The organism is Kitasatospora sp. NPDC001095 (assembly GCF_053598615.1).
In genome coordinates this window covers 12,168-36,239 of sequence record NZ_JBSFKQ010000023.1, presented here as the reverse complement: position 1 = coordinate 36,239, position 24,072 = coordinate 12,168, and the positions used below count along the sequence as shown (strand labels likewise).

18 protein-coding genes are annotated in these 24,072 nt (G+C 74.1%); 8 read left to right on the top strand and 10 right to left on the bottom strand.

Annotation, left to right across the window (positions count from 1 at the left end; genetic code table 11):
* The first annotated feature begins 33 nt into the window (after positions 1-33).
* The 3 genes from ACWDBB_RS20190 to ACWDBB_RS20180 all read left to right on the top strand — a co-directional run bounded on the left by ACWDBB_RS20190 (position 34) and on the right by ACWDBB_RS20180 (position 5,692).
* Positions 34-669 carry a TetR/AcrR family transcriptional regulator gene (locus ACWDBB_RS20190; protein WP_449790908.1) on the top strand — a complete coding sequence of 212 codons (636 nt, stop codon included), beginning with the start codon at positions 34-36 and terminating at the stop codon, positions 667-669.
* A 287-nt stretch (positions 670-956) separates the two neighbouring features.
* On the top strand, positions 957-2,237 hold the full coding sequence (locus ACWDBB_RS20185) for an amidohydrolase family protein (RefSeq protein ID WP_449790907.1): 1,281 nt from the start codon (positions 957-959) through the stop codon (positions 2,235-2,237).
* 623 nt (positions 2,238-2,860) lie between these two features.
* Positions 2,861-5,692 carry a hypothetical protein gene (locus tag ACWDBB_RS20180; protein ID WP_449790906.1) on the top strand — a complete coding sequence of 944 codons (2,832 nt, stop codon included), beginning with the start codon at positions 2,861-2,863 and terminating at the stop codon, positions 5,690-5,692.
* A 19-nt stretch (positions 5,693-5,711) separates the two neighbouring features.
* Here ACWDBB_RS20180 and ACWDBB_RS20175 read toward each other — a convergent pair whose 3' ends face one another.
* The 5 genes from ACWDBB_RS20175 to ACWDBB_RS20155 all read right to left on the bottom strand — a co-directional run bounded on the left by ACWDBB_RS20175 (position 5,712) and on the right by ACWDBB_RS20155 (position 13,411).
* Positions 5,712-7,070, bottom strand: coding sequence for an MFS transporter (locus tag ACWDBB_RS20175; protein WP_449790905.1), 1,359 nt, complete (start codon positions 7,068-7,070; stop codon positions 5,712-5,714).
* A 134-nt stretch (positions 7,071-7,204) separates the two neighbouring features.
* Positions 7,205-7,561: an ArsR/SmtB family transcription factor gene (locus ACWDBB_RS20170; protein ID WP_449790904.1), complete on the bottom strand. Its 357-nt coding sequence runs from the start codon at positions 7,559-7,561 to the stop codon at positions 7,205-7,207.
* Between the two features lie 107 nt (positions 7,562-7,668).
* A complete protein-coding gene (locus ACWDBB_RS20165) occupies positions 7,669-10,827 on the bottom strand; it encodes a SpaA isopeptide-forming pilin-related protein (RefSeq protein ID WP_449790903.1) in 3,159 nt (1,052 codons plus the stop codon).
* Between the two features lie 414 nt (positions 10,828-11,241).
* Entirely contained in the window at positions 11,242-12,789 is a 1,548-nt protein-coding gene (locus tag ACWDBB_RS20160) for a PTS transporter subunit EIIC (RefSeq protein ID WP_449790902.1), read from the bottom strand.
* A gap of 31 nt (positions 12,790-12,820) precedes the next feature.
* The gene (locus tag ACWDBB_RS20155; protein ID WP_449790901.1) at positions 12,821-13,411 is read right to left on the bottom strand and encodes a MarR family winged helix-turn-helix transcriptional regulator; all 591 of its coding nucleotides are present in this window, start codon (positions 13,409-13,411) and stop codon (positions 12,821-12,823) included.
* 187 nt (positions 13,412-13,598) lie between these two features.
* On the opposite strand from ACWDBB_RS20155, the gene ACWDBB_RS20150 reads away from it, so the two are divergent.
* From ACWDBB_RS20150 to ACWDBB_RS20140, 3 genes are all read left to right on the top strand, one after another.
* Positions 13,599-14,798 (top strand): cytochrome P450, encoded by a 1,200-nt coding sequence (locus ACWDBB_RS20150; RefSeq protein WP_449790900.1) that lies wholly within the window; start codon positions 13,599-13,601, stop codon positions 14,796-14,798.
* Positions 14,799-14,893: 95 nt separating this feature from the next.
* On the top strand, positions 14,894-15,091 hold the full coding sequence (locus ACWDBB_RS20145; RefSeq protein ID WP_449790899.1) for a ferredoxin: 198 nt from the start codon (positions 14,894-14,896) through the stop codon (positions 15,089-15,091).
* On the top strand, positions 15,088-16,323 hold the full coding sequence (locus ACWDBB_RS20140; RefSeq protein WP_449790898.1) for an NAD(P)/FAD-dependent oxidoreductase: 1,236 nt from the start codon (positions 15,088-15,090) through the stop codon (positions 16,321-16,323). Before ACWDBB_RS20145 ends, ACWDBB_RS20140 begins: the two co-directional genes overlap by 4 nt.
* Positions 16,324-16,408: 85 nt before the next feature.
* Here the strand turns inward: ACWDBB_RS20140 and ACWDBB_RS20135 are convergent, their stop codons facing one another.
* Together ACWDBB_RS20135 and ACWDBB_RS20130 are read right to left on the bottom strand one after the other, a co-directional pair.
* Positions 16,409-17,602 (bottom strand): enoyl-[acyl-carrier-protein] reductase FabV, encoded by a 1,194-nt coding sequence (locus ACWDBB_RS20135; RefSeq protein WP_449790897.1) that lies wholly within the window; start codon positions 17,600-17,602, stop codon positions 16,409-16,411.
* Positions 17,603-17,779: 177 nt separating this feature from the next.
* Complete coding sequence (locus ACWDBB_RS20130) at positions 17,780-18,331, bottom strand: GNAT family N-acetyltransferase (RefSeq protein WP_449790896.1); 552 nt, start codon at positions 18,329-18,331, stop codon at positions 17,780-17,782.
* 432 nt (positions 18,332-18,763) lie between these two features.
* Between ACWDBB_RS20130 and ACWDBB_RS20125 the strand changes: the two genes are divergently transcribed.
* The gene (locus ACWDBB_RS20125; RefSeq protein ID WP_449790895.1) at positions 18,764-19,186 is read left to right on the top strand and encodes an SsgA family sporulation/cell division regulator; all 423 of its coding nucleotides are present in this window, start codon (positions 18,764-18,766) and stop codon (positions 19,184-19,186) included.
* Positions 19,187-19,329: 143 nt separating this feature from the next.
* Complete coding sequence (gene qcrB, locus ACWDBB_RS20120; protein ID WP_449790894.1) at positions 19,330-21,039, top strand: cytochrome bc1 complex cytochrome b subunit; 1,710 nt, start codon at positions 19,330-19,332, stop codon at positions 21,037-21,039.
* On the opposite strand, the gene ctaF is transcribed toward qcrB, so the two are convergent.
* The 3 genes from ctaF to ACWDBB_RS20105 all read right to left on the bottom strand — a co-directional run bounded on the left by ctaF (position 21,005) and on the right by ACWDBB_RS20105 (position 23,933).
* Complete coding sequence (gene ctaF, locus ACWDBB_RS20115; RefSeq protein ID WP_449790893.1) at positions 21,005-21,400, bottom strand: aa3-type cytochrome oxidase subunit IV; 396 nt, start codon at positions 21,398-21,400, stop codon at positions 21,005-21,007. The genes qcrB and ctaF overlap by 35 nt on opposite strands.
* Entirely contained in the window at positions 21,397-23,112 is a 1,716-nt protein-coding gene (gene ctaD, locus ACWDBB_RS20110; protein WP_449790892.1) for an aa3-type cytochrome oxidase subunit I, read from the bottom strand. The genes ctaF and ctaD overlap by 4 nt, the downstream gene beginning before the upstream one ends.
* Positions 23,113-23,291: 179 nt before the next feature.
* Positions 23,292-23,933 (bottom strand): L-threonylcarbamoyladenylate synthase, encoded by a 642-nt coding sequence (locus tag ACWDBB_RS20105; RefSeq protein WP_449790891.1) that lies wholly within the window; start codon positions 23,931-23,933, stop codon positions 23,292-23,294.
* Positions 23,934-24,072 lie beyond the last annotated feature (139 nt).

Sequence of the window (24,072 nt, the reverse complement as noted above, 5' to 3'; positions counted from 1 at the left end):
AGACCGCATCCGGGGCGGGTACAGTTGGCGTCCATGTCAGACCGCCGGACAGCGATACTCCAGGCCGCCACCCGTGTCATCGCCCGACGCGGGGTGCGCGGACTGAGGATGGGCGAGCTGGCCTCCGAGGCCGGCGTGTCCACCGCACTGATCTACTACCACTTCACCGACCGGGCGGGGATCCTGCGGCAGACACTGGAGTACATCGGCGACCGCGCCGACCACTACACCACCGAGGACCGCCCCGCCCCCGACCAGGGCCACAACCAGCACAAGGACCCGCGCGCGGACCTCGAACAGGTCCTGCTGCTGGAGCTCCAGGACACCACCGAGGTCCGCGAGAACAGCACCGCCTGGGGCGAGCTGCGGGCTACCGCCGTGTTCGAACCGGAGCTGCGCCGGGACCTCGCCCGCAGCACCCACGGCTGGGTCCACGACATCGCCGGCCTGCTCTCCCAGGCCGCCCCGGACGGCACCGCCCCCTTCCACACGGCCACCGCCGAACGCCTGACCGCACTGGTGGAAGGCCTCAGCGTGCGCTGGTTGAGCGGTTCGCTGCCGATCGAGCAGGCGCGCCGGCTGCTCCGCGGCGCGATCGAGGCCGAGTTGGACGCCCCGCGACCGGGTCGGGCAGCCCCGGTCGCCGGGGGCGGATTCGGCGGATCCTGACGAAACCTCTAAACTCTGCGGCGCCAGCGAGCCGTCGCCTGCCCACCCCGGGCCTGGACGGCTCCGCGTCCCGTCCCTGTCCGCCGAGAGAGGCAGCCCGCATGTCCGCTGCCCCTGCCGCAGGTGCCCGCCGAGGCCGCCCGCCCCGGCCAGGACTCGGCCCCGACGGTTCTCGCGCCGTCGTCAGCCCGGAGTGCTGGGCGCCCGCGGGCTGAGCCGGTTGCCTGACCGCCTCCGCCCGGGTGTGCCGTCTGGTGGCGGTCCCCCGGCCGGGCGAGGATGGCGGCATGGGTGTCGACGGCTCCGCTGCCGGGCTGCTGGTGACGAACGTGCGCGTCTTCGACGGGATCGGCCCGGAGGCGGTGCCGGGGCACGTCCGGATCGAGCGGGACAGGATCGCCGAGGTGCTGCCGGGCGCCCCGTCCCCGCGAAGCGCCCAGGGGGCGACGGTGCTCGACGGCGGCGGCCGCACGCTCATCCCGGGGCTCACCGACGCGCACGTCCACCTGTTCGCGATCGGCGGCACCATGGCGGAGCTGCAGCTCGGATCGACCGGCGCCGTCTACTACCAGGCGCTAGCCTCGGCCCGCGAGATGCTGATGCGCGGCTTCACCACCGTCCGGGACATGGCCGGCGACACCGAGCCGCTGCGGCGGGTCCTCGACCGCGGGCTGTTCCCCGGCCCGCGGATCTACCCGAGCCAGGCGGCCGTGTCCCAGACCTCCGGCCACGGTGACTTCGGGACCGCCTACGACACCCCGACCGCCCTGGGCGGTCCGCAGGCCCGCACCGAACAGCTCGGGGTCACGCGGGTGGCCGATGGGCCGGAGCGGGTGCTCGCCGCGGTGCGCGAGCAGCTGAGGAAGGGCGCGGCGCAGATCAAGCTGATGGCCGGCGGAGGTGTCGTCTCCGAGTTCGACCCGCTGGACGTCCTGCAGTTCACCACCGCGGAACTCGAGGCGGCGGTGGCCGCGGCCGCCGACTGGGGCACCTACGTGGCCGCGCACGTCTACACCTCCGAGGGCGTGCGCCGCGCGGTGGACGCCGGGGTGCGCTGCATCGAGCACGGACACCTCGTCGACGAGGACACCGTCCGCCACCTCGCGCAGAAGAACGTGTGGCTGAGCACCCAGCCGTTCGAGGTCGACGACCACCACTACGCCTCCCCGGACAGCGACCGCAAGAACCGCGAGGTGTGCGAGGGCGTCGCCCGTACCTTCGGCTGGGCACAGCGGCACGGCGTGCGGCTCGCCTTCGGCACCGACCTGGTGTTCGGTCCCGGGAAGGCCCACCGGCAGAACGAGATGCTCGTCCGGCTCGGCGACCACCTCAGCCCCGTCGAGGCCCTGAAGCTGGCCACCTCCGGCAACGCCGAACTGTTCCGCATGTCCGGTCGCCGCGACCCCTACCGGGCGGCGCCGCTCGGAGTCATCGCACCGGGGGCCTGGGCCGACCTCCTGGTCGTCGACGGCGACCCGACCACCGACCTGTCCGTCCTCGCCGACCCCGAACGCAACCTGCGCCTCATCGTCAGGGGCGGCGTCGTCCACAAGAACGAACTCGGCTGACCTGCCCACCGCACAGCAGCACAGCGAGGGCCCGTCACCACGGGTGATGACCCTGCTCGGCGCACCGGGATTGCCGGGCCCCGCCGGTCCCGGGAGGCCCGGGGGAACCACCCGAGCGCCAGGGAGCCTCCGCGCACGTCCCCGAAGACGCTAGCCGTCGCCGTCGCCGCCCTCACCCTGAACATGGCCACCGGCAGCGCCGACTGCACGGTCTCCTGGACGAAGGACGGCGTCACCTTCAAGCCGCTCACCCCCGGCAGCAACGCCTCGGCCTTCCTGGACCAGCTCCTGAGCCGGCCTCAGCAGAACGGAACGCCGGCACAACGGATACGGAGGCGGCTCGGGTTCAGCCTCCGGGGCGGGAATGTTCCCGAATGGGAAGTTCCCAGGTCAAAGGAGTGAACCGAAGCCGGAGTTGTGAAATGTGCACGCCCTTTCAAGGGCTTCTCCCCTGGCGCCGATGCCGCCAATTCCAGGAAAGATTCCATTACTTACTCGATCGGCGCGAATCCCTTCCGCTCGCCGACCGAATCTGACAGCATCGTCCGCTATCCGGCGACCGAAGGCCGGTGATCACCGCGCCGGCATGCCCGTGGGAAGCGGCCGAAGGACGAAGGGGAGATGTGACCACCCAGGCCGGCACCACCGCGCCCACCCCCGCGCCCGCCCCCGGCTCCGCCCACGCCCACCGCCCCGCACCCTGGGTCCGCACCAGACTGCGGGCGAACCCGCCGGCCGCGCTGCTCATGGCGGCCCTCGCGTTCGTCACCGTCTTCCTGGCGGCGGCCTTCCCCCGCGTCGCGGACCGGGGCGCGGACACGGCGCTCCAGGATTTCGTCCGGCAGAAGGGCCTCCACCCGACCAGCCTGCAGACCACCTCCAAGACGCGGGACGACGACACCGCCGCCGCACTCGACCGGGTGCAGCAGCAGCTCGTCGAGCAGGTCGGCGGGCAGCTGACGCTGGCCCAGCGGAACCAGGCCTACGGCGCCCGCGCCCTGAGCGAGCACTCCATGGCCAATCCGGGGTACGCCCACATCTCCGACAAGGAGCCCTACCCGGCCCTCGGCCTGCTCTACCTGCACGACCTGGCCTCCCGGGCCACCCTCACCGAGGGCACCTGGCCGACCCCCGGCACCGTCGGCGGCCCGCTGCCGATCGTGGTCAGCAAGCAGGCCGCGGAGACCATCCACATCAAGCTCGGTGACGTCATCGACAACGGCGCCGAGAACTCGGGTGCCGAGCGGACCACCGTGGTGGTCGGCCTCTACCAGGTCGACGACCCCCAGGACCCGTTCTGGGACGAGCTCGGCTGCCCGGCCCGCGCCTGCCTGAACACCCGGGCCGACCACGAGCACTGGTCGACCAGCGGGTTCGTCGACGGCGGCAGCCTGCCCGCGATGGTCCGCTGGGGTTCGAACGCCGAGAACTTCTGGCGGCTGTCCGTCGACCCCGCCTCACTGCGCGCCGACCGGATCGACAGCACCCGCGGCGTCATCACGTCCTTCCTGACCGGGCGCGACGCCACCGCCCTGGTCGACCGGACCAGGCGCGCCGACCTGCACACCGTCTCGGGTCTGCCCGAGATCCTCACCGAGGCGGACCGGCGCCACCGGGCCACGCTGCCGCTCAGCGCGATCGGCCCGGCCGGTGTCGCGGGCGTCGCCACCGTGGTGCTGTTCCTGACCGCCGCACTCACCACCGACCGGCGCGCCGCCGAGATCCGGCTGCTCCGGGCCCGCGGCGGCTCCCGCGCCGGGGTGCTGCGACGGCTGCTCGCCGAGGGCGCGGTCACCGTGCTGCCCGCCGCCGTGCTCAGCACGGCCCTCGCCCTGGTGCTGCTGCCCACCGCCCGGTGGGAGCGCGCGGTGCTGGCGGCGCTGGTCGCGACCCTGGTCGCGCTGCTGGCCTTTCCGGTTCGCGCGGCCCTGCTGCGGTCCCGGCGGCGGCCGGTCGGCGGCCGGCGCCGACTGGTCGGCGAGCTCGCCGTCCTGGCGGTCACCGCCACGGCCGTGGCGGAGGTCCGGCGCCGGGGCGTCGGCCACCCCGGGGCCGGGGTGGACCCGCTGCTGGTCGCCGCGCCGCTCCTGCTCGCCGTCACCGGCGGACTGGTGCTGGCCCGGATCGAGCCGGTGGCGGTCGGCCGACTGGCCGCCCTGGTCGGCCGGGGCCGCGGCCTGATCGGCTTCCTCGGCCTCGCCCGGGCCGCCCGCGACGGCTCCGGCCGCCGCAAGCCCTCCGCACTGCCGCTGCTCGCCCTGCTGATCGCCGTCACCACCACCGGCTTCGGCGCCACCGTGCTCGACACCGTCGACCACGTACGGACCCGCGCGGCGCGCATCGCCACGGGCGGGGACATCGCCGTCTCCCTCCCGGACTACGCCACCCTGACCGGGTCGTTCACCGAGGCCGCCGCCGCCCTGCCGGGCGTCCGGGCCTCGACCGCGGTCCAGATCCAGCCCAAGGTCCGCATCGTCGACGACGACCGGAGCGCCACCGAGGCCTACCTGGTGATGGTGGCCGATCCGGCGGCGTACGCGGAGATCGCCCGGACCCTCGGGGTCGACGGGTTCGACGCGGCGAAGCTGGCGGGGACGCCCGGCGGCCGGGACACCCCGGTGCCCGCGCTGGTCAGCCGCGACCTGGCGGAGCGCCTGGCCGCAGGGCCGTCCCAGGTGCGCACGCCCAACGGCAACAACCTGCGCCTCGGCGTCGCCGGGATCGTCGCCGCCACCCCCGCGCTGCCGGACCCGGGCAAGCCGTTCGCCGTCGTCTCGGCCGGCGCCGCCTGGGAGCGGCTGCCGGACGCCCGGCGGCCGAACCAGTGGTTCGCCGTCGGCGACATCGACCCCGAAGGGGTCAGGACCGCCCTGCGGGACAACAGCGGCGCCCGGCCGGTCGGTCTGGCCAAGCTGATCGCGGACAGCGCCACGGCCGTCGGCAAGGACGCCCACGGCCTGCCCGCCGGATTCACGGTGCACAGCAGCCGGGACACCGCCGCCGCGCTCGGCGACGACCCGCTGCAGCACGCCGCCGAGCGGCTGTTCTGGTACGCGGCGGCGGCCGGAGCCGGGTACGCCCTGCTCGCCGTGCTGCTGACGCTGGTCCGGGCTGCGGCCGACCGTACGGCCCTGCTCGCCCGGCTGCGCACCATGGGCCTGCGGCCCCGCCAGGGCCTGGCACTGATCGTCACCGAGGCGCTGCCGCGGACGCTGGCCACGGCTGTCGGCGGCGGCCTGGTCGCGGCCGCGGCGGTCGCCCTGCTGGGCGGCGCGTTCGACATCTCGACGTTGGTCGGCGCCAGGGTCGGGGACGTCGTCACCCCCACGCTGCTGCCGGTGCTGCTGCCCGCCGCGGGCCTGGCCCTGCTGGTCGGGCTCGGGGTGGTGGCGGAGGCACTGGTCGCCGGCCGGCGGCAGATCGCCACCGAACTGCGGGCCGGGGAGCAGCCGTGACCGTCCCGCCGGACAGTCGCTACCCCGGCAACCGCCTCCCCGCCCCCGCACCCCGCGGCACTCCGCTCAGGCCGCGCGGCCGTACCTTCCGCCCGGCAGGCCCGACGGGAGCGGAGCCGGCGGCCCGGCCGGTCGCGCTCCCCGCCCCGGGCACCGAGCGCCAGACCCGGGCGGCCAGCACACCGGAGACGAGGGCGACACCGCCGAGGGCGACGGAGGCCGCGCCGAGGCCCAGCGCGGCGCCGAGCCAGCCGGCCAGGGGGTAGGTGAGCAGCCAGCAGCCGTGGGAGAGCGAGAACTGGGCGGCGAAGACGGCGGGGAGGTCCTCCGTGGCCACCGAGTCGCGCAGGACGCGGCCGGTGGGGGTGAGGATCAGGGAGCCGGCCGCGCCGAAGGCGGACCAGACGGCGAGCAGGACGGGCCAGCGCCAGGCGCCCGGCCCGGCGGCCGTGAGCGCGGCGAGCAGGGCGAACAGCCCGACGATGCCGAAGGCCGCCGGAAGCATGACGATCCGGTCCGGGACCCGGTCCAGCACCCGGGGCAGCAGCAGCGCCACGGCCATCGACCCGGCCCCGTAGGCACCCAGCGCGATCGGGACGTCGGCGGCCGGCCGGCCGAGCTGGCCGCGGACGTAGACGACGGTGTTGACGATCACCATCGCCCCGGCGGCGGCCGCCGCGAGGTCCAGGGCGAGCATCGCGCGCAGCCGGGGCACGGCGAGGAACAGCCGGGTGCCGCGTCCGGACCTCGCGAGGACACCGGCCCGTTCCCGGCGGACCGGCTCCGGGCGCACCGGCTCCGGGCGAACGGGCTTCGGCAGGACGGCGGAGAGCACCAGCGCCGCGGAGGCGAGGAACCCGGCCGCCGTGCCCCAGAACAGCCAGTTGTAGCTGATCAGGGCGAGCAGGGTGGCCGCCAGCACCGGGCTGACCAGGCTCTCGGTGTCGTAGGCGAGCCGGGACAGCGACAGGGCGCGGGTGTACTCGCGCTCCGCGGGCAGCACCTCGGGGATCACCGACTGGAAGGCCGGGGTGAACGCCGCCGAGGCGGACTGCAGGACGAAGATCAGGACGTAGACCTGCCACACCTCGGTGACGAACGGCAGGGTGAGGGCCACCGCGGCCCGGGTGAGGTCGGAGGCGGCCATCAGCCGCCGCCGCGGGATGCGGTGGGCCAGCGCGGAGACCACCGGAGCGATGCCGACGTACGCGAGCATCTTGATCGCCAACGCGGTGCCGAGCACCGATCCGGCGTCCGCTCCGGCGAGGTCGTACGCCAGGAGGCCGAGCGCCACCGTGGCGAGGCCGGTGCCCACCAGGGCGACGGTCTGGGCGGCGAACAGGTGCAGATAGGTGCGGTTGCGCAGCACGGACAGCATGGGGACCCCGCTCGACTGGGCGCGGCAGGACGACACCACCAGGATAGGTCAACATGTGCACGCATGTGCACATGTTGACCGGAAAGCGGCCCGCACCCCGGAGGGCACGGGCCGGAGAATCGGTCGAGCGGGGGTCAGTCGTGCGGCGGGAGCCCGCCGATCTGGTGGTCGGCGACGCTCAGCGCCTCGTCGACCAGCCTCCGCAGATGGCCGTGGCGCAGCGCGTACACGACGCGCCGGCCGTCCTTGCGGGTCGTGACCAGCCCCGCCAGCCGGAGCTTGCCGAGGTGCTGGCTGACCGACGTCCGCGGGGCTCCGGTCGCCTCGGTGAGCGTGGTCACGTCCGCCTCACCGGCGCTCAGCCGCTGGAGCAGGGCGAGCCGGGTGCGGTCCGCGAGCAGCGCCAGGATGCCGGCCGCGGCGTCCAGCCGCTCGTCGTCCCGATGCTCCTGCGCATGGTGTGCACCTGATATCCGAAGGCTCCCGGTCATGGCGACATCGTAGGGCCCCGGGCGCCGCCTGCCGAAGCACCGTGGCACCGGACCGGCACGACGAGGCCGGAGGAGCCGCTCGCGACTCCTCCGGCCGGTTGGTCACCTCAGGCGTTCTTCGCCCAGAGGAAGCCCGGTACGGGGGTGTACCGCGCGACCGCACGCCAGTCGTCGTCCGGTGGGCAGGGGGTGGGCGGGCACGGGGGCGGCGGGCACTCCTTGCTGTCCTTGACCGTGATCTCCACGCAGGGGCAGTCCTCGGTCAGCTCGACCGTGGCCACCGCGGGCTGCGGCAGCTCGTAGCCGGGAGGCGCCTGCGTCTCCTGCCAGTAGTACGTGCCCAGCGGCAGGTCGGCGGCGGAGCAGACACCCGACGCGGGCGTCACGCACGGAGCGCCCACGGGGGTGTCCGTGTTCGTCCCGCCGGTCTGCAGACCGGGCACGCCGTTGGTCTCGTGCCACAGCTGGAAGGTCGCACCCGCCAGCGGCTTCCCGGTGTCGGCGTCCACCTTCGTGACGGAGGTGGACCCGGGCGGGGTGGACGACTTCGCGTCCTTGACGGTGACCTGGACGTCCGGCCGGGCCGTGTCGAGCACCACCGTCGTCACCGCGGGCTGCGGCAGCTCGTAACCGGGAGGAGCGAAGGTCTCCTGCCAGTAGTACGTACCCAGCGCCAGGCCCGTCGCCGAGCAGACACCCGACGCGGGGGTCACGCACGGAGCGCCGACGGCGGTGTCCGTGTTCGTCCCGCCGGTCTGCAGACCGGGCACGCCGTTGGTCTCGTGCCACAGCTGGAAGACCGCACCCGCCAGCGGCCGCGAGGTCGCCGAATCCACCTTGGTGACGGACGTGGACCCGGTCGGCACGACCGACTTCACGTCCTTCACCGTGACCTGGATGTTCTGCCCGTCGGTGTCCAGCACCACCGTCGTCACCGCGGGCTGCGGCAGGTCGTAGCCGGGAGGCGCCGCCGTCTCCTGCCAGTAGTACGTGCCCAGCGGCAGGCCGTCCGCGACGCAGACACCCGACGCGGGCGTCACGCACGCCGAACCCACGGCCGTGTCCGGGTTCGCCCCGGAGGTCTGGAGGCCGGCCACGCCGTTGCTCTCGCGCCACAGTTGGAAGGAGGCTCCGGCGAGCGGCTGTCCGGTGACGGAGTCGACCTTGGTGACGCTGGTGGCACCGGTCGGAGCGACGGTCTTGGCGTCGGCGACGGTGACCGCCACGTTCTGCCCGTTGGCGTCCAGTTCCACGGTGGTCACGTTGAGGTCGGGCAGCTCGTACCCGTCGGGGGTCGAGACCTCCTGCCAGTAGTAGGTGCCCAGCGGCAGGCCGGTCGCCGAGCAGACACCCGACGCGGGGGTCACGCACGGGGAGCCCACGGCGGTGTCCGGGGTCGCCCCGGTGGTCTGCAGGCCCGCGACGCCGTTGGTCTCACGCCACAGCTGGAAGGTCGCCCCCGCCAGCGGCAGCGACGTCGCCGAGTCCACCTTGGTCACGCTGGTGGACGCCGTCGGGGCGGCCGTCTCGGTGTCGGCGACGGTGACCGGGACGTTCTGCCCGTTGGTGTTCAGCACGACCGTGGTCACGTTGAGCTCGGGCAGGTCGTACCCGGGAGGCGCCGCGGTCTCCTGCCAGTAGTAGGTGCCCACCGGCAGGCCGGTCGCGGAGCAGACACCCGACGCGGGGGTCACGCACGGAGCACCCACGGGGGTGTCCGGGGTCGCCCCGGTGGTCTGCAGGGCCGCGACGCCGTTGGTCTCGCGCCACAGCTGGAAGGTCGCCCCCGCCAGCGGCAGCGAGGTCGCCGAGTCCACCTTGGTCACGCTGGTGGACCCGGTCTCCTCGACCGGGCTCAGGGTGTCCCTGACGGTGATCGGGACGTTCTGCCCGGCCGTGTCGAGGACCACCGTCGTCACCGCGGGCTGCGGCAGGTCGTAGCCCGGAGGCGCCTGGGTCTCCTCCCAGTAATAGGTGCCCAGCGGGAGGTCGGCGGCGGAGCAGAGGCCGTTCCTCGCGGTGGTGCAGGGGGCGCCCACCTTGGTGTCCGGGGTGGTCCCCGAAGTCTGCAGGCCCGCGACGCCGTTGGTCTCGCGCCACAGCTGGAAGGTCGCGCCCGCCAGGGTCTGGCCCGTGGCGGAGTCGACCTTCGTGACGCTGGTCGAGCCGGTCGGGGCCGGCGGGTTGCAGTCCGGGAGGTCGCCGTCGAAGGGGTAGGCGTGGAACTCGGTCCCGGTCATGCCGCCGCCGGAGTTGTGCAGCAGCGTGCCGGTGGTGAAGAACCGTCCGTTCAGACCGGGCAGGCTCATCGAAGCGGTGCTGGCCGGGTTGCCGACGAGCACACTGCCCTGGAACTGCCCCGATCCCGTGAGGGTGACGGTCGTCGCGGTGGGGAAGTTCCACAGCAGGCGCTCGCGCAGCTGGTTCCAGGGATCGGTGTCCTGGAGGCTGCCGCTGTACGTGTTGATGGTGCGGGCGCCGCCCACCAGGTTGACCAGCACGGTCGCGTTCGCGGGGATCCCTGCGAACGCGATGCCCTGGGTGGAGCCACCGCGCCCGACGAGGTCGAAGTCGACGTTGAAGACCTGGAGTGCGGAGGTGCCGTCACCGGTGAACTGGGTCTGGAACCCCTGGTTGACGGCGGTTCCGGTGGCGGGGCGGGGCGCGCTGACCCCGGCGTAGCACTGGCTCGCGGTCTGCAGCTCCCCGCGCAGCGGCGTGTAGGCGGCCACGGCCCGGGCGTCGTGGATCTTCGTGCCCGTGATGGTGCCGGTGGCCGTGCCCGCGTAGCGGACGACGCCGCCCTCGGCCAGCAGCGACTGCCCCGGGGCCACGGTGACGTTGCCCCCGGCGGTGAGGAAGTCGGCCCCGTCCGGCGGGGGGACGCGCGAGCCGACGCCGACGATGCCGATGTTGTAGACGGAGCTGACTCCGGCGGCCTTGTTCACGTCGAAGTCGCCGAGGGTCACCACGTGCCCCTCGGCCTCCGCGGCCGATTCGCGCACGTGGAAGTCACCGCCGACGAAGATGTTCACGCCGGCGTCACGGCCCGCGAAGGGCCCGTTGTTGACGGGCGGGAAGGTCGCCGGGCAGTCGGCGCCCAGGCACGGCCCCAGGCCTCCCGGGAGGCCGGCCGCCTGCGCCGCCGTCGGTGAGACGAGGGACATTCCGAAGGGGACGAGTGTCAGGGCCAGGGCGGTGCCCACCGCCCTGCCGAATCGGCGTCTCCAGGTGAGCGTCGTCACCGGATCCTGACTGGGCTTCACCTCGGTCCTTTCATCGTTCGAGCACAATGTGGCCCTCGGAGTGTGATCATCCGGCTCGCCGGGGGCGTGCGACGCGCGCACGGTGTCCGCTGAACGCGGCGCCCGTTGCACCCGATCGGGTGTCCACACGATGCGGCGGCCGCGCGGCCGCGGGGTTCCCGGGCCCCGGATCGGGGTCCTCCGGCCCTGATGCGCCATCAGCGGCGGCCCCGTCCTGGACGCGCCGAGGCCCCGTCCCGCCGCCTCGCCCGGACGGCACCCCGAGTCCTGGAGTTTCCATGACCGAGTCAAGCCGCGTGGGTGACCGGCTGGGCGAGGGTGAGCTGCACGCCGCCGCCTCGGCCGGGGTCCGCCCGAGCAGGTGCACCGGGAACGCTTCCTGGCGACCTGACCGCCCGCACCGCTCCCCCGGCCTCACCTGCCCCGGCCGTCGCCGACCCGCTCGGCGGCGGCCCGGTCCGCTTCCGGGCTCCCGTCCGCGCCGGTGGCGGAGTCGTACTCGGCGAGGGTCTCGCGGGTGAAGCCGAAGAAGTAGGTGGCCAGGAAGCCCACCAGGTAGCCGGTCAGCAGCCCGCCACCGTAGACGGCGGCGGCCGCGAGCAGTCCGTGCGGACCGGCCAGCAGCGGGAAGAGGGCCCAGCCGGAGGGGCCGATGGCGGTGGAGCCGACGGCGCCGCCGAGCTGGCCGGCCACCCCGACGAAGGCGCCACCGGCCGCGCCGCCGACGCAGGCGGTGACGAAGGGGCGCCCCAGCGGCAGGGTGACGCCGTAGACCAGGGGCTCGCCGACACCGAGCAGGCCCGCCGGGAGCGCGGACCTGATCGTGGCCCGCAGCGAGGCGTTGTGGCGCAGCCTCAGGTAGACGGCCACGGCGCAGCCGACCTGCCCGGCACCGGCCATGGCGAGGATCGGCAGCAGGACGGTGGAGCCCTGCTGCTGGATCAGGGTGGTGTGGATCGGGATCAGCGCCTGGTGCAGGCCGAGCATGACCAGCGGCAGGAAGAGGCCGCCGAGCACGAGCCCGGCGAGCAGCCCGCCGTGGGCGAGCAGCCAGGTGGCGCCGTGGCCGATGGCGGTGGAGACCTCCCCGGCGACGAACATCAGACCGAACAGCGCGGCCAGCCCGCCGAGCAGGACGGTGACGGTGGGGGTGACCAGGACGTCCAGGGCGGCGGGCACCAGCCGGCGGGTCCAGCGCTCCAGGTGCACCGCGAGCAGCGCGGCGCCGAGCGCGCCGACCACGCCGCCCTGCCCGGGGGTGAGGTGGTGGCCGAAGGCCTCCACCTTGGCGACCCCGGCGTAGACGATCACGGCGGCCACGGCTCCGCCGAGCACGGGTGTCCCGCCGAACTCCTTCGCCGTGTTGTAGCCGACGAAGACGGCGATCAGGGACATGAATCCGGCGGAGACCGGTCCGAGGGCGGTGACCAGCGCCGGCGCCCAGCCGAGGTTGGCGAGGGCCCCGGAGAGGCCGGCGACGATCCCGCATCCGATCAGGGCGGGGATCAGCGGGACGAAGATGTTCGCGATCCGGCGCAGCGCCAGCTTCACCGGGGTCGCGTTGCGCACCCGGGCCCGTGTCCGGATGCGCTCGCCGCGAGCGGCGAGTTCCTCGGCGGTGGGGGCGGGCCCCGGTCGCTCCCGTGCGCCCGCCCGGGCCGCTCCGACCGCTCCGACCGCTCCGCCCGCCCCGGCCGGTGCGCCGGGGCGCTCCAGGAGTCGGTTCAGCTGGGCGGTGACCCCGGCGACGGCGGCGGGCCCGAGCACGATCTGGTAGGTGTCGTCCTCGACCGTGCCCAGGACCGCCGGCAGCGCCCGGAGCGCCTCGGTGTCGACCAGGGAGCGGTCCGCCAGGCCCAGCCGTAACCGGGTCATGCAGTGGGCGACCGAGCGGATGTTGGCGGCGCCACCGACCAGCGGGAGGATCGCCTCGGCCACGGCGCGGTTCTTCTCGTCCGACATGCCGGGTGACGTACCCGGGTGCTCCCCCGGCTCAACCGCCGTCGTACGCGGCGGTGCCGAGCCGGGCCGCCGGCCGGGGGGCGCCGGCGTCCGCCCGGTCCGGGAGCGGGTCGTCCTCGGTGAGGCCGATGCGCACCCGGTGCACGTACCGGTCGATCAGGTGGCGCAGCACCCTGACGGTGGCGGCGACGTCCGGCTCGGGAACCCCGTCCAGCACGTTGCCCAGGGAGGCGAGGTTGGCCTGTTTCAGACGGTCGATCAGTTCCCGTCCGTCGGCCGTGATCGCCACCCTGCGGGCCCGTCGGTCCTGGGTGTCCTGGGTGCGCTCCACCAGCCGCTGCCCCTGGAGGCGGTCGATCTGCCTGGTGACGTGGGAGGACTTGACCATCAGCCGGGCGGCGAGGTCGCTCACCCGGCTGGGCCCGTCGGTCTCGACGAGCGCGCGCAGCAGGTAGACGTCCGAGCGCGCGGCCGTGACACCGGCTCTCGCCATCCGGCGCTCGTGCTCCTGTGAGCGCGTCAGCAGGTAGGCCAGGGTGTCCAGGACGTCCTCCAGTCCGTCCAGGCCCCCCGGTTCGGTGGCGGCGGTCCGACCGTCCTCGGCGTCTTCTTCGTCCGACATGGGGGAACCTTAGCGATCCGGGACGGCCGTGGCAGCAACGGGGAGCCACGGCCGGATTTCGGACAGTTTCGGCCGGCGTCCGCGCGCCCCTTTCGCCACCACGGAACGCGAGTTAGCGTGACGTTCAGTTAGTTGCTTTGGGCACGTAAATATGGACCCGACTCAACTCCCGGAAGGGGATTCACCGATGGCCACCGCCGAGAAGACCCCGCGGTTCACCCACCCCGCCGCCCGCGGCGCCTGCCCGTTCGCCCCGCCGCCCGCCTACGACGAGGCCCGTCGGGAGGAGCCGGTCAGCCGCGTCACCCTGTGGGACGGCTCCACCAGCTGGCTGGTCACGCGCCACGAGGACATCAAGGCGGTCCTCTCCGACCCCCGGTTCAGCGCCGACTCCACCCGCCCCGGCTTCCCCTTCGTCAGCGAAGGCGCCCGGCAGCTGAACACCGGCCGGCCCACCATCATCCGGATGGACGACCCCGAGCACGCCCACTTCCGCCGGATGCTGACCGGCGAGTTCATGGTCAGGAAGGTCGAGGCGCTGCGCCCCGAGATCCAGCGGATCGCCGACGAGCTGCTGGACCGGATGACCGACGGACGCACCAGCGCCGACCTGGTCCGGGAGTTCGCGCTGCCGCTGCCCTCGCTGGTCATCTGCCTGCTGCTCGGCGTCCCCTACCAGGACCACGACTTCTTCCAGGGCTGCAGCCGCGTCCTGCTGCGCCGCGCCTCCACCGCCGAGGAGGTCTCCACCGCTCAGGCCGAGCTGGGCGCCTACCTGGTCGAGCTCACCGAGGCCAAGCGCGCCCGGCCCGACGACAGCATCCTCAGCCGCCTGGTGGAGCGCGGCGAGCTGAGCACCGAGGAGATCGCCGGCATGGGCCGGCTGCTGCTCGTCGCCGGACACGAGACGACGGCGAACATGACCTCGCTCTCCGTGCTCGCCCTGCTGCGCAACCCCGACCAGCTCGACCACCTGCGCAAGCACCCCGAGTCCGTGCCCGGCGCGGTCGAGGAGCTGCTGCGCTACCTGAGCATCGTGCACTCCGGCCTGACCCGGGTCGCCACCGAGGACGTCGACGTGGCCGGCGTGCGGATCACGGCGGGCGAGGGCGTGATCTGCATGGTCAACACCGCCAACCGGGACGAGCGGGAGTTCCCGGGCGGAGACGAGCTCGACCTCACCCGCGACGCGCGCCGCCACCTGGCCTTCGGCTTCGGCGTCCACCAGTGCCTGGGACAGCCGCTGGCCCGGCTGGAGCTGCAGATCGCGCTGACCAGCGTCCTGCGGCGGCTGCCCGAACTGCGCCTGGCCGTACCGTTCGAGGAGGTCCCCTTCCGCGGCGAGATGCTCGTCTACGGCCTCCACGAACTGCCCGTCTCCTGGTGACCGGGCTCCCCCGGGGGGCCGCCACGACCGCACCGACCCACCTGCCCCGCCGCGGAGTCCACCGCAACCGGGGCACCCGTTCCGAAGGGAAGACCATGCTCGTCCGGATCGACCAGGAAAAGTGCTGCGGCGCCGGGAGCTGCGTGCTCGCCGCCCCCGACGTCTTCGACCAGCGCGACGAGGACGGCATCGTCGTCCTGCTCGACGCCCGGCCGCCCGCCGGGCTCCACCAGGCCGTCCGGGACGCCGCCGCGGTCTGCCCGGCCGCGGCGATCCAGCTGGAGCAGGTGTGACCGCACTGCGGGAGGTGGCCGTGGTCGGCGCGGGCGCGGCCGGGCTGCACGCCGCCGAGGCGCTGCGCCGGTCCGGCTACGACGGCCGCCTCACCCTGATCGGGGCCGAGCCCGAACCGCCGTACGACCGGCCGCCGTTGTCCAAGCACGTGCTCGGCGGCGAGTGGCAGCCCGAGCGCCTGGCCCTGCGCGGCCCCGAGGCGCTGGACGAGCTGAGGCTCGACCTGCGCCTCGGGGCCAGGGCCGAGCGGCTGGACCGGCGGGAACGGACCGTACGGCTCTCCGACGGCCGGACGGTGCGCTGCGACGCCGTCATCCTGGCCACCGGGGTCCGCCCGCGCCGGCTGCCCGGCGCCGACGCGCCGCGGCCCGGGGCGCACGTGCTGCGCACCCTCGCCGACGCCCTCGCCCTGCGCGAGGAACTGCGCCCGGGCGTACGGCTGTTGGTGGTCGGCGGCGGGCTGCTCGGCGCCGAGGCGGCGGCCACCGCCGTCGGTCTCGGCGCCGAGGTCACCTGGCTGACCTCCACCGCCACGCCGCTGGCCGCCGTCCTGGGCACCGAGACGGCCGCGCTGCTGGCCGACCTGCACCGCGAGCACGGGGTGCGGCTCCACCGGGGCGTGGCCACCGCACTGCTCGAACGACGCGGCCGGGCCGCGGGCGTCCGGCTGGCCGACGGCTCCGAACTGGCGGCCGACGCCGTGCTGATGGCCGTCGGGTCCGAACCGGCCACCGAGTGGCTGGCCGGCAGCGGCGTCCCGCTGGACGACGGCGTGGTCTGCGACGCCTACTGCGCCGCCGGCCCCGGCGTCTGGGCGGCCGGGGACGCCGCCTCCTGGCCCGACCCGCGCACCGGCCGGCGCCGGCGCGTCGAACAGCGCACCAACGCCTCCGAGCAGGCCGTGCACGCGGCCCGGAACCTGCTGGCCGGCCCGGACGGCGCCCGCCAGGCCTACCGGCCGGTCCCGTACCTGTGGACCGACCAGTACGGGCTGCGGGTCCAGGTGTTCGGCCGGCCCGGCGGCGCCGAGCACTTCGAGGTGGTCGACGGCAGCCTGGCGGAACACCGCTTCGCCGCCGTCTGCGTCCGGGACGGCCTGGTCAGCGGAGCGGTGGGGATCGCCTCCGCCCGGGCGTTGCGCGGGCTGCGCGCCCAGGTGGCGGAGCACGGCCCGTGGCCGCCCGAACCGGTCCGGACGCCGGAACCGGTCGGGGCGCCCGAACCGGCCTGAGCGCCGGCTGTCCGCCCCCGGCCCGAGGGCCCGGGCCGGGGGGCGGTGCGCCCGCCGACCGGGCGGGGCGGCGGGCCGCTTCGCGTTACTCGGGCCAGGGCACCGAGGTCTCGACCCCGGCGGTGTAGTCGACGCCGGGGACGTCCCAGCCGTAGAGCTGCCGGAACTGGTTGTAGAACCAGGCCGATCCGGTCGGGTCGGCGGCCAGCGCGGCCGCCGGGTCGGCCCACAGCTCCCGCACCCGCTCCTGCACGGCGGCGTCGAGCTCCCAGCCGTCCAGGCGGATGCGGCCCTTCTCGTCCAGGGTGAGCTCCTTCGCGCCGGTCAGCTGCTCCCAGAGGTCCACGGCCTGGTCGTCGGTGGTGCGCCAGCCGTCCTCGCCGAGGACGTTGCGCAGCAGCGAGGTGTAGAGGGCGATGGAGGGGATGGCGGTGGACGCCTGGGTGACGGCCGCGCCGGCGACGACGGTGAACGCCCGGCCCCGGTCGGCGAGCAGCCCGGTCCGCAGCTGCCCGGCGGTGGCCTCCAGGTGCTCCTTGGCGGCGCCGATCGTGCCCTGCCGGTAGACCGGCGCGGTGAGCTCGGAGCCGACGTAGGACAGCGCCACGGTGGTGAAGTCGGGGCCGAGCAGGTCCGCCTCGGCCAGGGCCCGCACCCACAGCTGCCAGTCCTCGCCGCCCATCACCTTGACGGTCGCCGCCCGCTCGGCGTCGTCGGCCGGGGCGAGGGCGACGGTGCCGATCCGCGGGGCTCCGTCCTCGAAGAGCAGGGACGGCGAGGTGTACGGGGCGCCGATCGCCTTGAGCACCGAGTGGTGGACCTCGCCGGTGGCCGGGTCGGTGCGCCGGGGCGAGGCGAGCGAGTAGACGAGGTAGTCGACCGGGCCGTAGCGCTCTGTGAGGAGCTTGATCACCTCGGCACGGGTGGCGTCGGCGTAGGCGTCGGCGTTGACGAAGGTGAAGTCGCCCCCGTGGCGTTCGACCAGGGCGGAGGTCGCGGCGGTGCGGTACCAGCCCGCGGTGGCGGTGCGCCGCTCGGTGGCGGCGGCCTCGTAGGCGACGCCGATGCCGCGGATGCCCTGGCGGCGCAGCCCGGCGAGCAGGATCGCCTGGCCGTAGCCGGCGCTGGCGCCGAGGACCAGGGCGACCGGGGCCCGGCCGGCCGGCGCCGCGGGCTCGATGCGCCGCCACTGGCGGTCGACGGTGGCTTCGCTGCCGGCCGGGTGGGAGTTGACGATCAGGTAGCCCCGCTGCTTGGGGGTGATCTGCTGGTTGCTCACGCGCTTGGCGCCCTCTCCGATCCGGAGATCGTGATCATGGTGTCGGTCGTCCGGAGCCTATCCGCGCCGGCGGGCGCCGCCGCTGCCCTGCCGTCACGAAGATGCCGCCCGCGCTTGTCGGAGGTCGTCATTGCGGCGGGGGTCCGCGTCGGCTACCCCGGCGCTGCGCGGGGCCGGTCAGCCGGCGGCGCGCCCCGGGCGGTCCAGCCGCCAGACCACGGCGGTCCCGCTGCCGGCCGGGGCGACGGGCGGTGCCGCCGGCTCCTGCCGGAGTTCGGTGAAGCCCAGGCGGCGCGGGACGGCGGCGCTGGCGGTGTTGGCCCGGTCGTGTACGACCTCCAGGTACGCCACGTCCGGCAGGGCGAACATCTCCTCGGCCAGCGCGGCCACCGCCCGGGTGGCGAGGCCCCGGCCGGTGGCGGCCGGGTGCAGCCAGTAGCCGACGCGCCGGACGCCGGGCTGGTCCGCGCGGACGGTCTGGCACATGCCGACCGGGGTGCCGTCCTCGGTGATGGCGTAGGTGTACACCTCGCCGCTCGCCCACCAGGTGTCGCACCTGGCGAGCAGGGCCCGGGTGTGCTCCTCGTCGTGCCCGGCCACCCACGACTCCCAGGGGCGCAGGTGGTCCAGGGACTCCTCGATCAGCGTGCGGGCCGCCGTGAAGTCCCGTTGCCCCTGCCAGCGCCGCAGCGCGAAGGCCCCGCAGTCGATGACGTCCCTCGGTCGCACCCTGCCGACTCCTGTCCTCTCACGCGGACCGCCTCCGCCGCCCGTCGTCAACTTCCGCTCGCCGTAAGGGCTGTAGTTTCAGTGGCCGCCCTGCGGCTCGTCGCAGCCGCGGTGGTCCGGGTAGCCGTTGAAGGCCTCCACCCGGGTGGAGTCGGGGATCATCACCCCGCAGCCGGCACGGCGAGCGCCGCCAGTGCCGGTATGCCGAGGCGCCCCCGCCGGGTCCTGATCGTCGTCATCCCGCGATGATGCCCCGGCGGACCGGCCCGCGTCACTCCTTCACTCCTTGGCCGAACCGGCCGGACGGCCACGCGCACGGGCGAGTTGTGGAAGTTCGGTGCCCGTCGACTGCGCCGCGGCACACCGGGTAGGCGCCGGACCGGGTCGCCGGCCCGCCCGGGGCCGGCCTCACGGCCACAGGAGGGTCGTTCGATGCAGATGCCCGTCCACCCGATGCCCGTCACCTTCCCCGACAGTCCGCTGCCCGACGTCCCGGTCGTCGCGGAGCTGCGGTTCGACCCGAGCCTGCCGTACGCGGCCTGCCTGGCGTTCCCGCTGACGCCCTGCGCGTGCGTGCCGGTCGAGGCCCAGGTGTGCTGGTACTTCAGCCGCGAGCTGTTGAACGAGGGCCGGCACGCCCCGGTCGGGAGCGGCGACGTCCGGGTGAGCCCGGGGCACGAGGGCGAGGTCCTGATCACCCTGAGGGGGCCCGACGGCGCGCAGGCCGTGCTCAGCGCTCCGGAAGGGGAGGTCAGCGCCTTCCTCTCGGACTCCTTCCTGCTGGTGCCGGCCGGCGAGGAGTCCGAGCACCTCGACGTGGAAGCCGCGCTCGCCCGGCTGCTCGCGGCGGACTGACCGCCCGGACCGGCCCGCACCGCGCGCCCGCACCGCCCGGACGACCGCGCCCGTTCCGCCGTTGGAGTGCTCTGCCGACGCCCGGCGCGGCAACCGCAGCACTCGGCCGCCCCGTGCGCCGCGCGGCCCACTAGGTTCCTGCCGTGGACGAAACCAGGGCTTCGGACGGGCGCGAGCCGTCCACCGGCGAGCGCCTCACCGCCCGCCTGGACGGGCGGCTGCCGGTCACGGAGGCGGGCCGCGAGCTGCTGCGCAAGATCTTCCCGGACCACTGGTCCTTCCTGCTCGGCGAGCTCGCGCTGTACAGCTTCGTGGTGCTGCTGCTGACCGGCGTCTACCTGACGCTCTTCTTCCGGCCGAGCATGAACGAGGTGGTCTACCAGGGCGCCTACCTGCCGCTCAGCGGCGTACGGGTGTCCGAGGCGTACGCGTCCACCCTGCGGATCAGCTTCGAGGTGCGGGGCGGACTGCTGATCCGCCAGGTCCACCACTGGTCGGCGCTGCTGTTCACCTCGGCGATCGGGATGCACCTGCTGCGGGTGTTCTTCACCGGGGCGTTCCGCCGCCCGCGCGAGCTCAACTGGGTGATCGGGGTGACACTGTTCAGCCTCGCGCTGCTGGAGGGGTTCTCCGGCTACTCGCTGCCCGACGACACCCTCTCCGGCACCGGCCTGCGGATCGCCGAGGGCGTGCTGCTCTCGGTGCCGCTGGTCGGCAGCTACCTCACCCTGTTCGCGTTCGGCGGCCAGTTCCCCGGGGCCGAGATCATCCCCCGGCTGTTCACCGTGCACGTCCTGCTGGTCCCCGGCCTGCTCCTGGCCCTCGTCGGGGCGCACCTGACACTGGTGGTGGTGCTGAAGCACACCCACTGGGCCGCCCCCGGCCGCACCAACCGCAACGTGGTGGGGATGCCGTTCTTCCCCCAGTTCCTCACCCGTACGGTGGGCCTGATGTTCGCGGTGGGCGGTGTGATGGCGCTGTCGGCCTTCCTCGCCGAGATCAACCCGATCTGGCGGTACGGCTCCTACCGCCCCGACGTGGTCGGGACGGGTGCGCAGCCGGACTGGTACATCGGCTTCATCGAGGGGGCGCTGCGGCTGATGCCGGCCGCGGAGACCAGGGTGCTCGGGCACACCGTGTCCTGGAACGTCTTCCTGCCCGCCGTGGTGGTGCCCGCCCTGCTGTTCGCGACGCTGTACGCCTACCCCTTCGTCGAGCGGTGGCTCGACGCCGACACCGGCGAGCACCACCTGTGCGACCGCCCGCGCAACCGGCCCACCCGCACCGCGCTGGGCACCGCCGGGACCACCTTCTACGCGGTGCTGCTGGTCGCCGGCGGCAACGACGTGATCGCGTACGCCTTCGAGGTCTCCGTCAACGCGCTCACCGTGGCGCTGCGCACGGCGCTGATCGTACTGCCGCCGGTGGTCTTCCTGCTCACCCGGCGCCTCTGCCTGGCCCTGCAGGCCAGGGACCGCGCCCGGCTGCTGGACGGCGACGAGACCGGCCGGATCGACCAGTCGCCCGACGGAGGCTTCTCCGGCCACCACCGCCCGGTGCCCGAAGCCGAGCGGTACGTGCTGCTGGCGCGCGCCGCGGAGGAGCCGGTCACCGCCGCCGAGGGGGCGCCGCGGCACCAGCGGGTACGGGCCGCGGCGAGCTCCTGGTTCCACCGCGACCGGGTCGAACTCCCCTCCACGGAGCTGGAGTCGGAGCGGATGACGGCCGTCCTCACCGCCCCGGCCCACCCCGCTCCCCCGGCCGTCCGCGCGCCCGGGCCCGCCCCGGGCGGCCCGTTGCGACGGCTGCTGCGCCGGCTCAGCCCGCGCCGTGGTCGCGGTACTGGAAGATGAAGCCGGCGACGGCGAGCGCGAGCACCAGGGCGCCGACGACGATCAGCCACCGGGCGAAGACCAGCCCCAGGGCGAAGACCGTCACGCCGACCGCCGCGAGCACCGGGTAACCGCTGCGGGCCGGGAAGAACCCCACCGGCCCGGCGGTCTCCGCGATCTCGGCCTCCTTGCGGTCCTGCGCCCGGCCGCCGCCCAGCCGCTGGTGCTGGACGAACCAGAACAGCGCGACCAGGCCGGACATCAGGAACGCCACCGTCAGGATCGCCTTGCCGGCCGGCTCCCGGGCCCAGAAGCCGTAGACCAGTCCGGTCACCGCGAAGAACACCGTCATGACGGTGAACAGCCACCCCTCCGCCTTCACCGTCCGCTCCCCCGCTCGCCGCTGCGGCCCTGCGGCACGCCGGAGCCGCCGCCCGGGGCCTCCTCCGGCGGCACCTCCGGATGGTGCAGGTCGAAGGCCGGCGACTCGGAGCGGATCCGGGGCAGCGCGTGGAAGTTGTGCGACGGCGGTGGGCAGGAGGTGGCCCACTCCAGCGACCGGCCCCAGCCCCACGGGTCGTCCTCGGCGACTTTCTCGCCGTACCTGGTGGTCCGCCAGACGTTGTAGAAGAACGGCAGGTTGGAGACCCCGAGCAGGAACGAGCCGATCGAGGCGCAGACGTTCAGCGCGGTGAAGTCGTCCACCGGCAGGTAGCTCGCGTAGCGGCGCGGCATCCCCTGGGCGCCGAGCCAGTGCATCACCAGGAAGGTGGTCTGGAACCCCGTGAACAGGATCCAGAAGTGGATCTTGCCCAGCCTCTCGTCGAGCAGCTTCCCGGTGATCTTCGGCCACCAGAAGTAGAAGCCCCCGAAGGTGGCGAAGACGACCGTGCCGAACAGCACGTAGTGCAGGTGGGCCACCACGAAGTAGCTGTCGGTGACGTGGAAGTCGATCGGCGGCGCGGCCAGCAGCACCCCGCTCAGCCCGCCGAACAGGAAGGTCACCATGAAACCGATCGACCAGAGCATCGGGGTCTCGAAGGACAGCGAGCCGTTCCACATCGTCCCCACCCAGTTGAAGAACTTCACCCCGGTGGGCACCGCGATCAGGAAGGACATCATCGAGAAGAACGGCAGCAGCACCTGGCCGGTGGCGAACATGTGGTGCGCCCACACCGACATGGACAGCGCGGTGATGGCGATGGTCGCGCCGATCATCCCGTAGTAGCCGAACACCGGCTTGCGGCTGAACACCGGGATGATCTCGGTGACGATGCCGAAGAACGGGATCGCGACGATGTACACCTCCGGGTGGCCGAAGAACCAGAACAGGTGCTGCCACAGCAGCGCCCCGCCGTTCGCCGCGTCGAAGGCGTGGGCGCCGAACTTGCGGTCCGCCTCCAGGCAGAGCAGCGCGGCGGTCAGCACCGGGAAGGCCAGCAGCACCATGACGGAGGTGAACAGCACGTTCCAGGTGAAGATCGGCATCCGGAACAGCGTCATGCCCGGCGCCCGCAGGCAGGTGATGGTGGTGATGAAGTTGACCGAGCCCAGGATGGTGCCGAGGCCGGCCACCACCAGTCCGAACGCCCACAGGTCACCGCCCGCCCCGGGCGAGAACAGCGGACCGTTCAGCGGCGCGTACGCGAACCAGCCGAAGGAGGCCGCGCCCTGGGTGGTGAGGAAGCCGCTCAGCACCATCAGCCCGCCCAGCAGGAAGGCCCAGTAGGTGAAGGCGTTCAGCCGGGGGAAGGCGACGTCCGGCGAGCCGATCTGCAGGGGCATGATCGCGTTGGCGAACCCGGCGAAGGTCGGGGTGGCGAACAGCAGCAGCATGATCGTGCCGTGCATGGTGAACAGCTGGTTGTACTGCTCGTTCGACAGCAGCCCGGTGTCCGGCCCCATCAGCTGGGCCCGCATCAGCAGCGCGAGCACGCCCCCGACCAGGAAGAAGCCGAAGGCCGTCACCAGGTAGAGGTTCCCGATGACCTTGTGATCCGTGGTGAACAGCCAGCGCAACAGCGTGCTGCCCTGCCGGACCCGGGCCCGGGTGCGATCCTGCGCACGGGGCGGCGCAGTGGACGAAGCGCTCATGGAACCTCCGCTACGGAGCCGGTGACGCCCCCGGTCGCGGCGCCGACCCCCTCCCCGGAACGGCGGAGGGCCCGCCCTCGCACGCCATCGCCGACCCTAGCGGCGGCGGCCCCGGCGGCCGGGGCGCCACGCGGTACCTTCGACCGGGTGGCGCCGCCGTCCCCGGGGACGCGCCGGGCTCAGCGCTCCCGCAGGGCGGGGACCACCTCGCGCAGGCGCTCGGCGCCGATCGCACCCGCCCGCAGCAGGACCGGCACCTCGCCGGTGATGTCCACGATCGAGGAGGGCACGGCGGCCGCGGTCCGGCCCCCGTCGAGGTAGACGGCCACCGAGTCGCCGAGCATGCCCTGGGCGGCGTCGCAGTCCTGCGGCGAGTCCTGCCCGGTCAGGTTCGCGCTGGAGACGGCCAACGGCCCGGTGGCTTCGAGCAGTTCGATGGCGACCGGGTGCGCGGGCATCCGCACGGCGACCGTCCCGCCGGTCTCGCCGAGGTCCAGCTCGACCGACGCCAGGTGGCGGGCGACCACCGTCAGCCCGCCCGGCCAGAACTCCTTGACCAGCTCCCGCGCGCGCTCCGTCACCTCGACCAGCCCGTCCAGCGCCTCCGGGGAGCCGACCAGCACCGGCGAGGGCATGTTCCGCCCCCGGCCCTTGGCCCGCAGCAGGCGGTCGACCGCCTCCGGTGCGAAGGCGTCAGCGCCGACTCCGTACACGGTGTCCGTGGGCAGCACCACGAGCTCACCGCGGCGCACCGCGGCCACGGCCTCGCGCAGCCCGGCCGCGCGCTCGGACGGGTTCGAGCAGTCAAAACGACGAGTCATCAGGGGTCTCCACCAGCAGGCCGCGGGCCCGCACCGTTCCTCCGGCCCGGCCACCTCTCCGGCCGGACACGCCCTGGTCAGCCTACCCTTCCCGGGCCCGCGGCCCGGCGGCGGTGGGTGCCTCCCCCTCGGCCGCTCG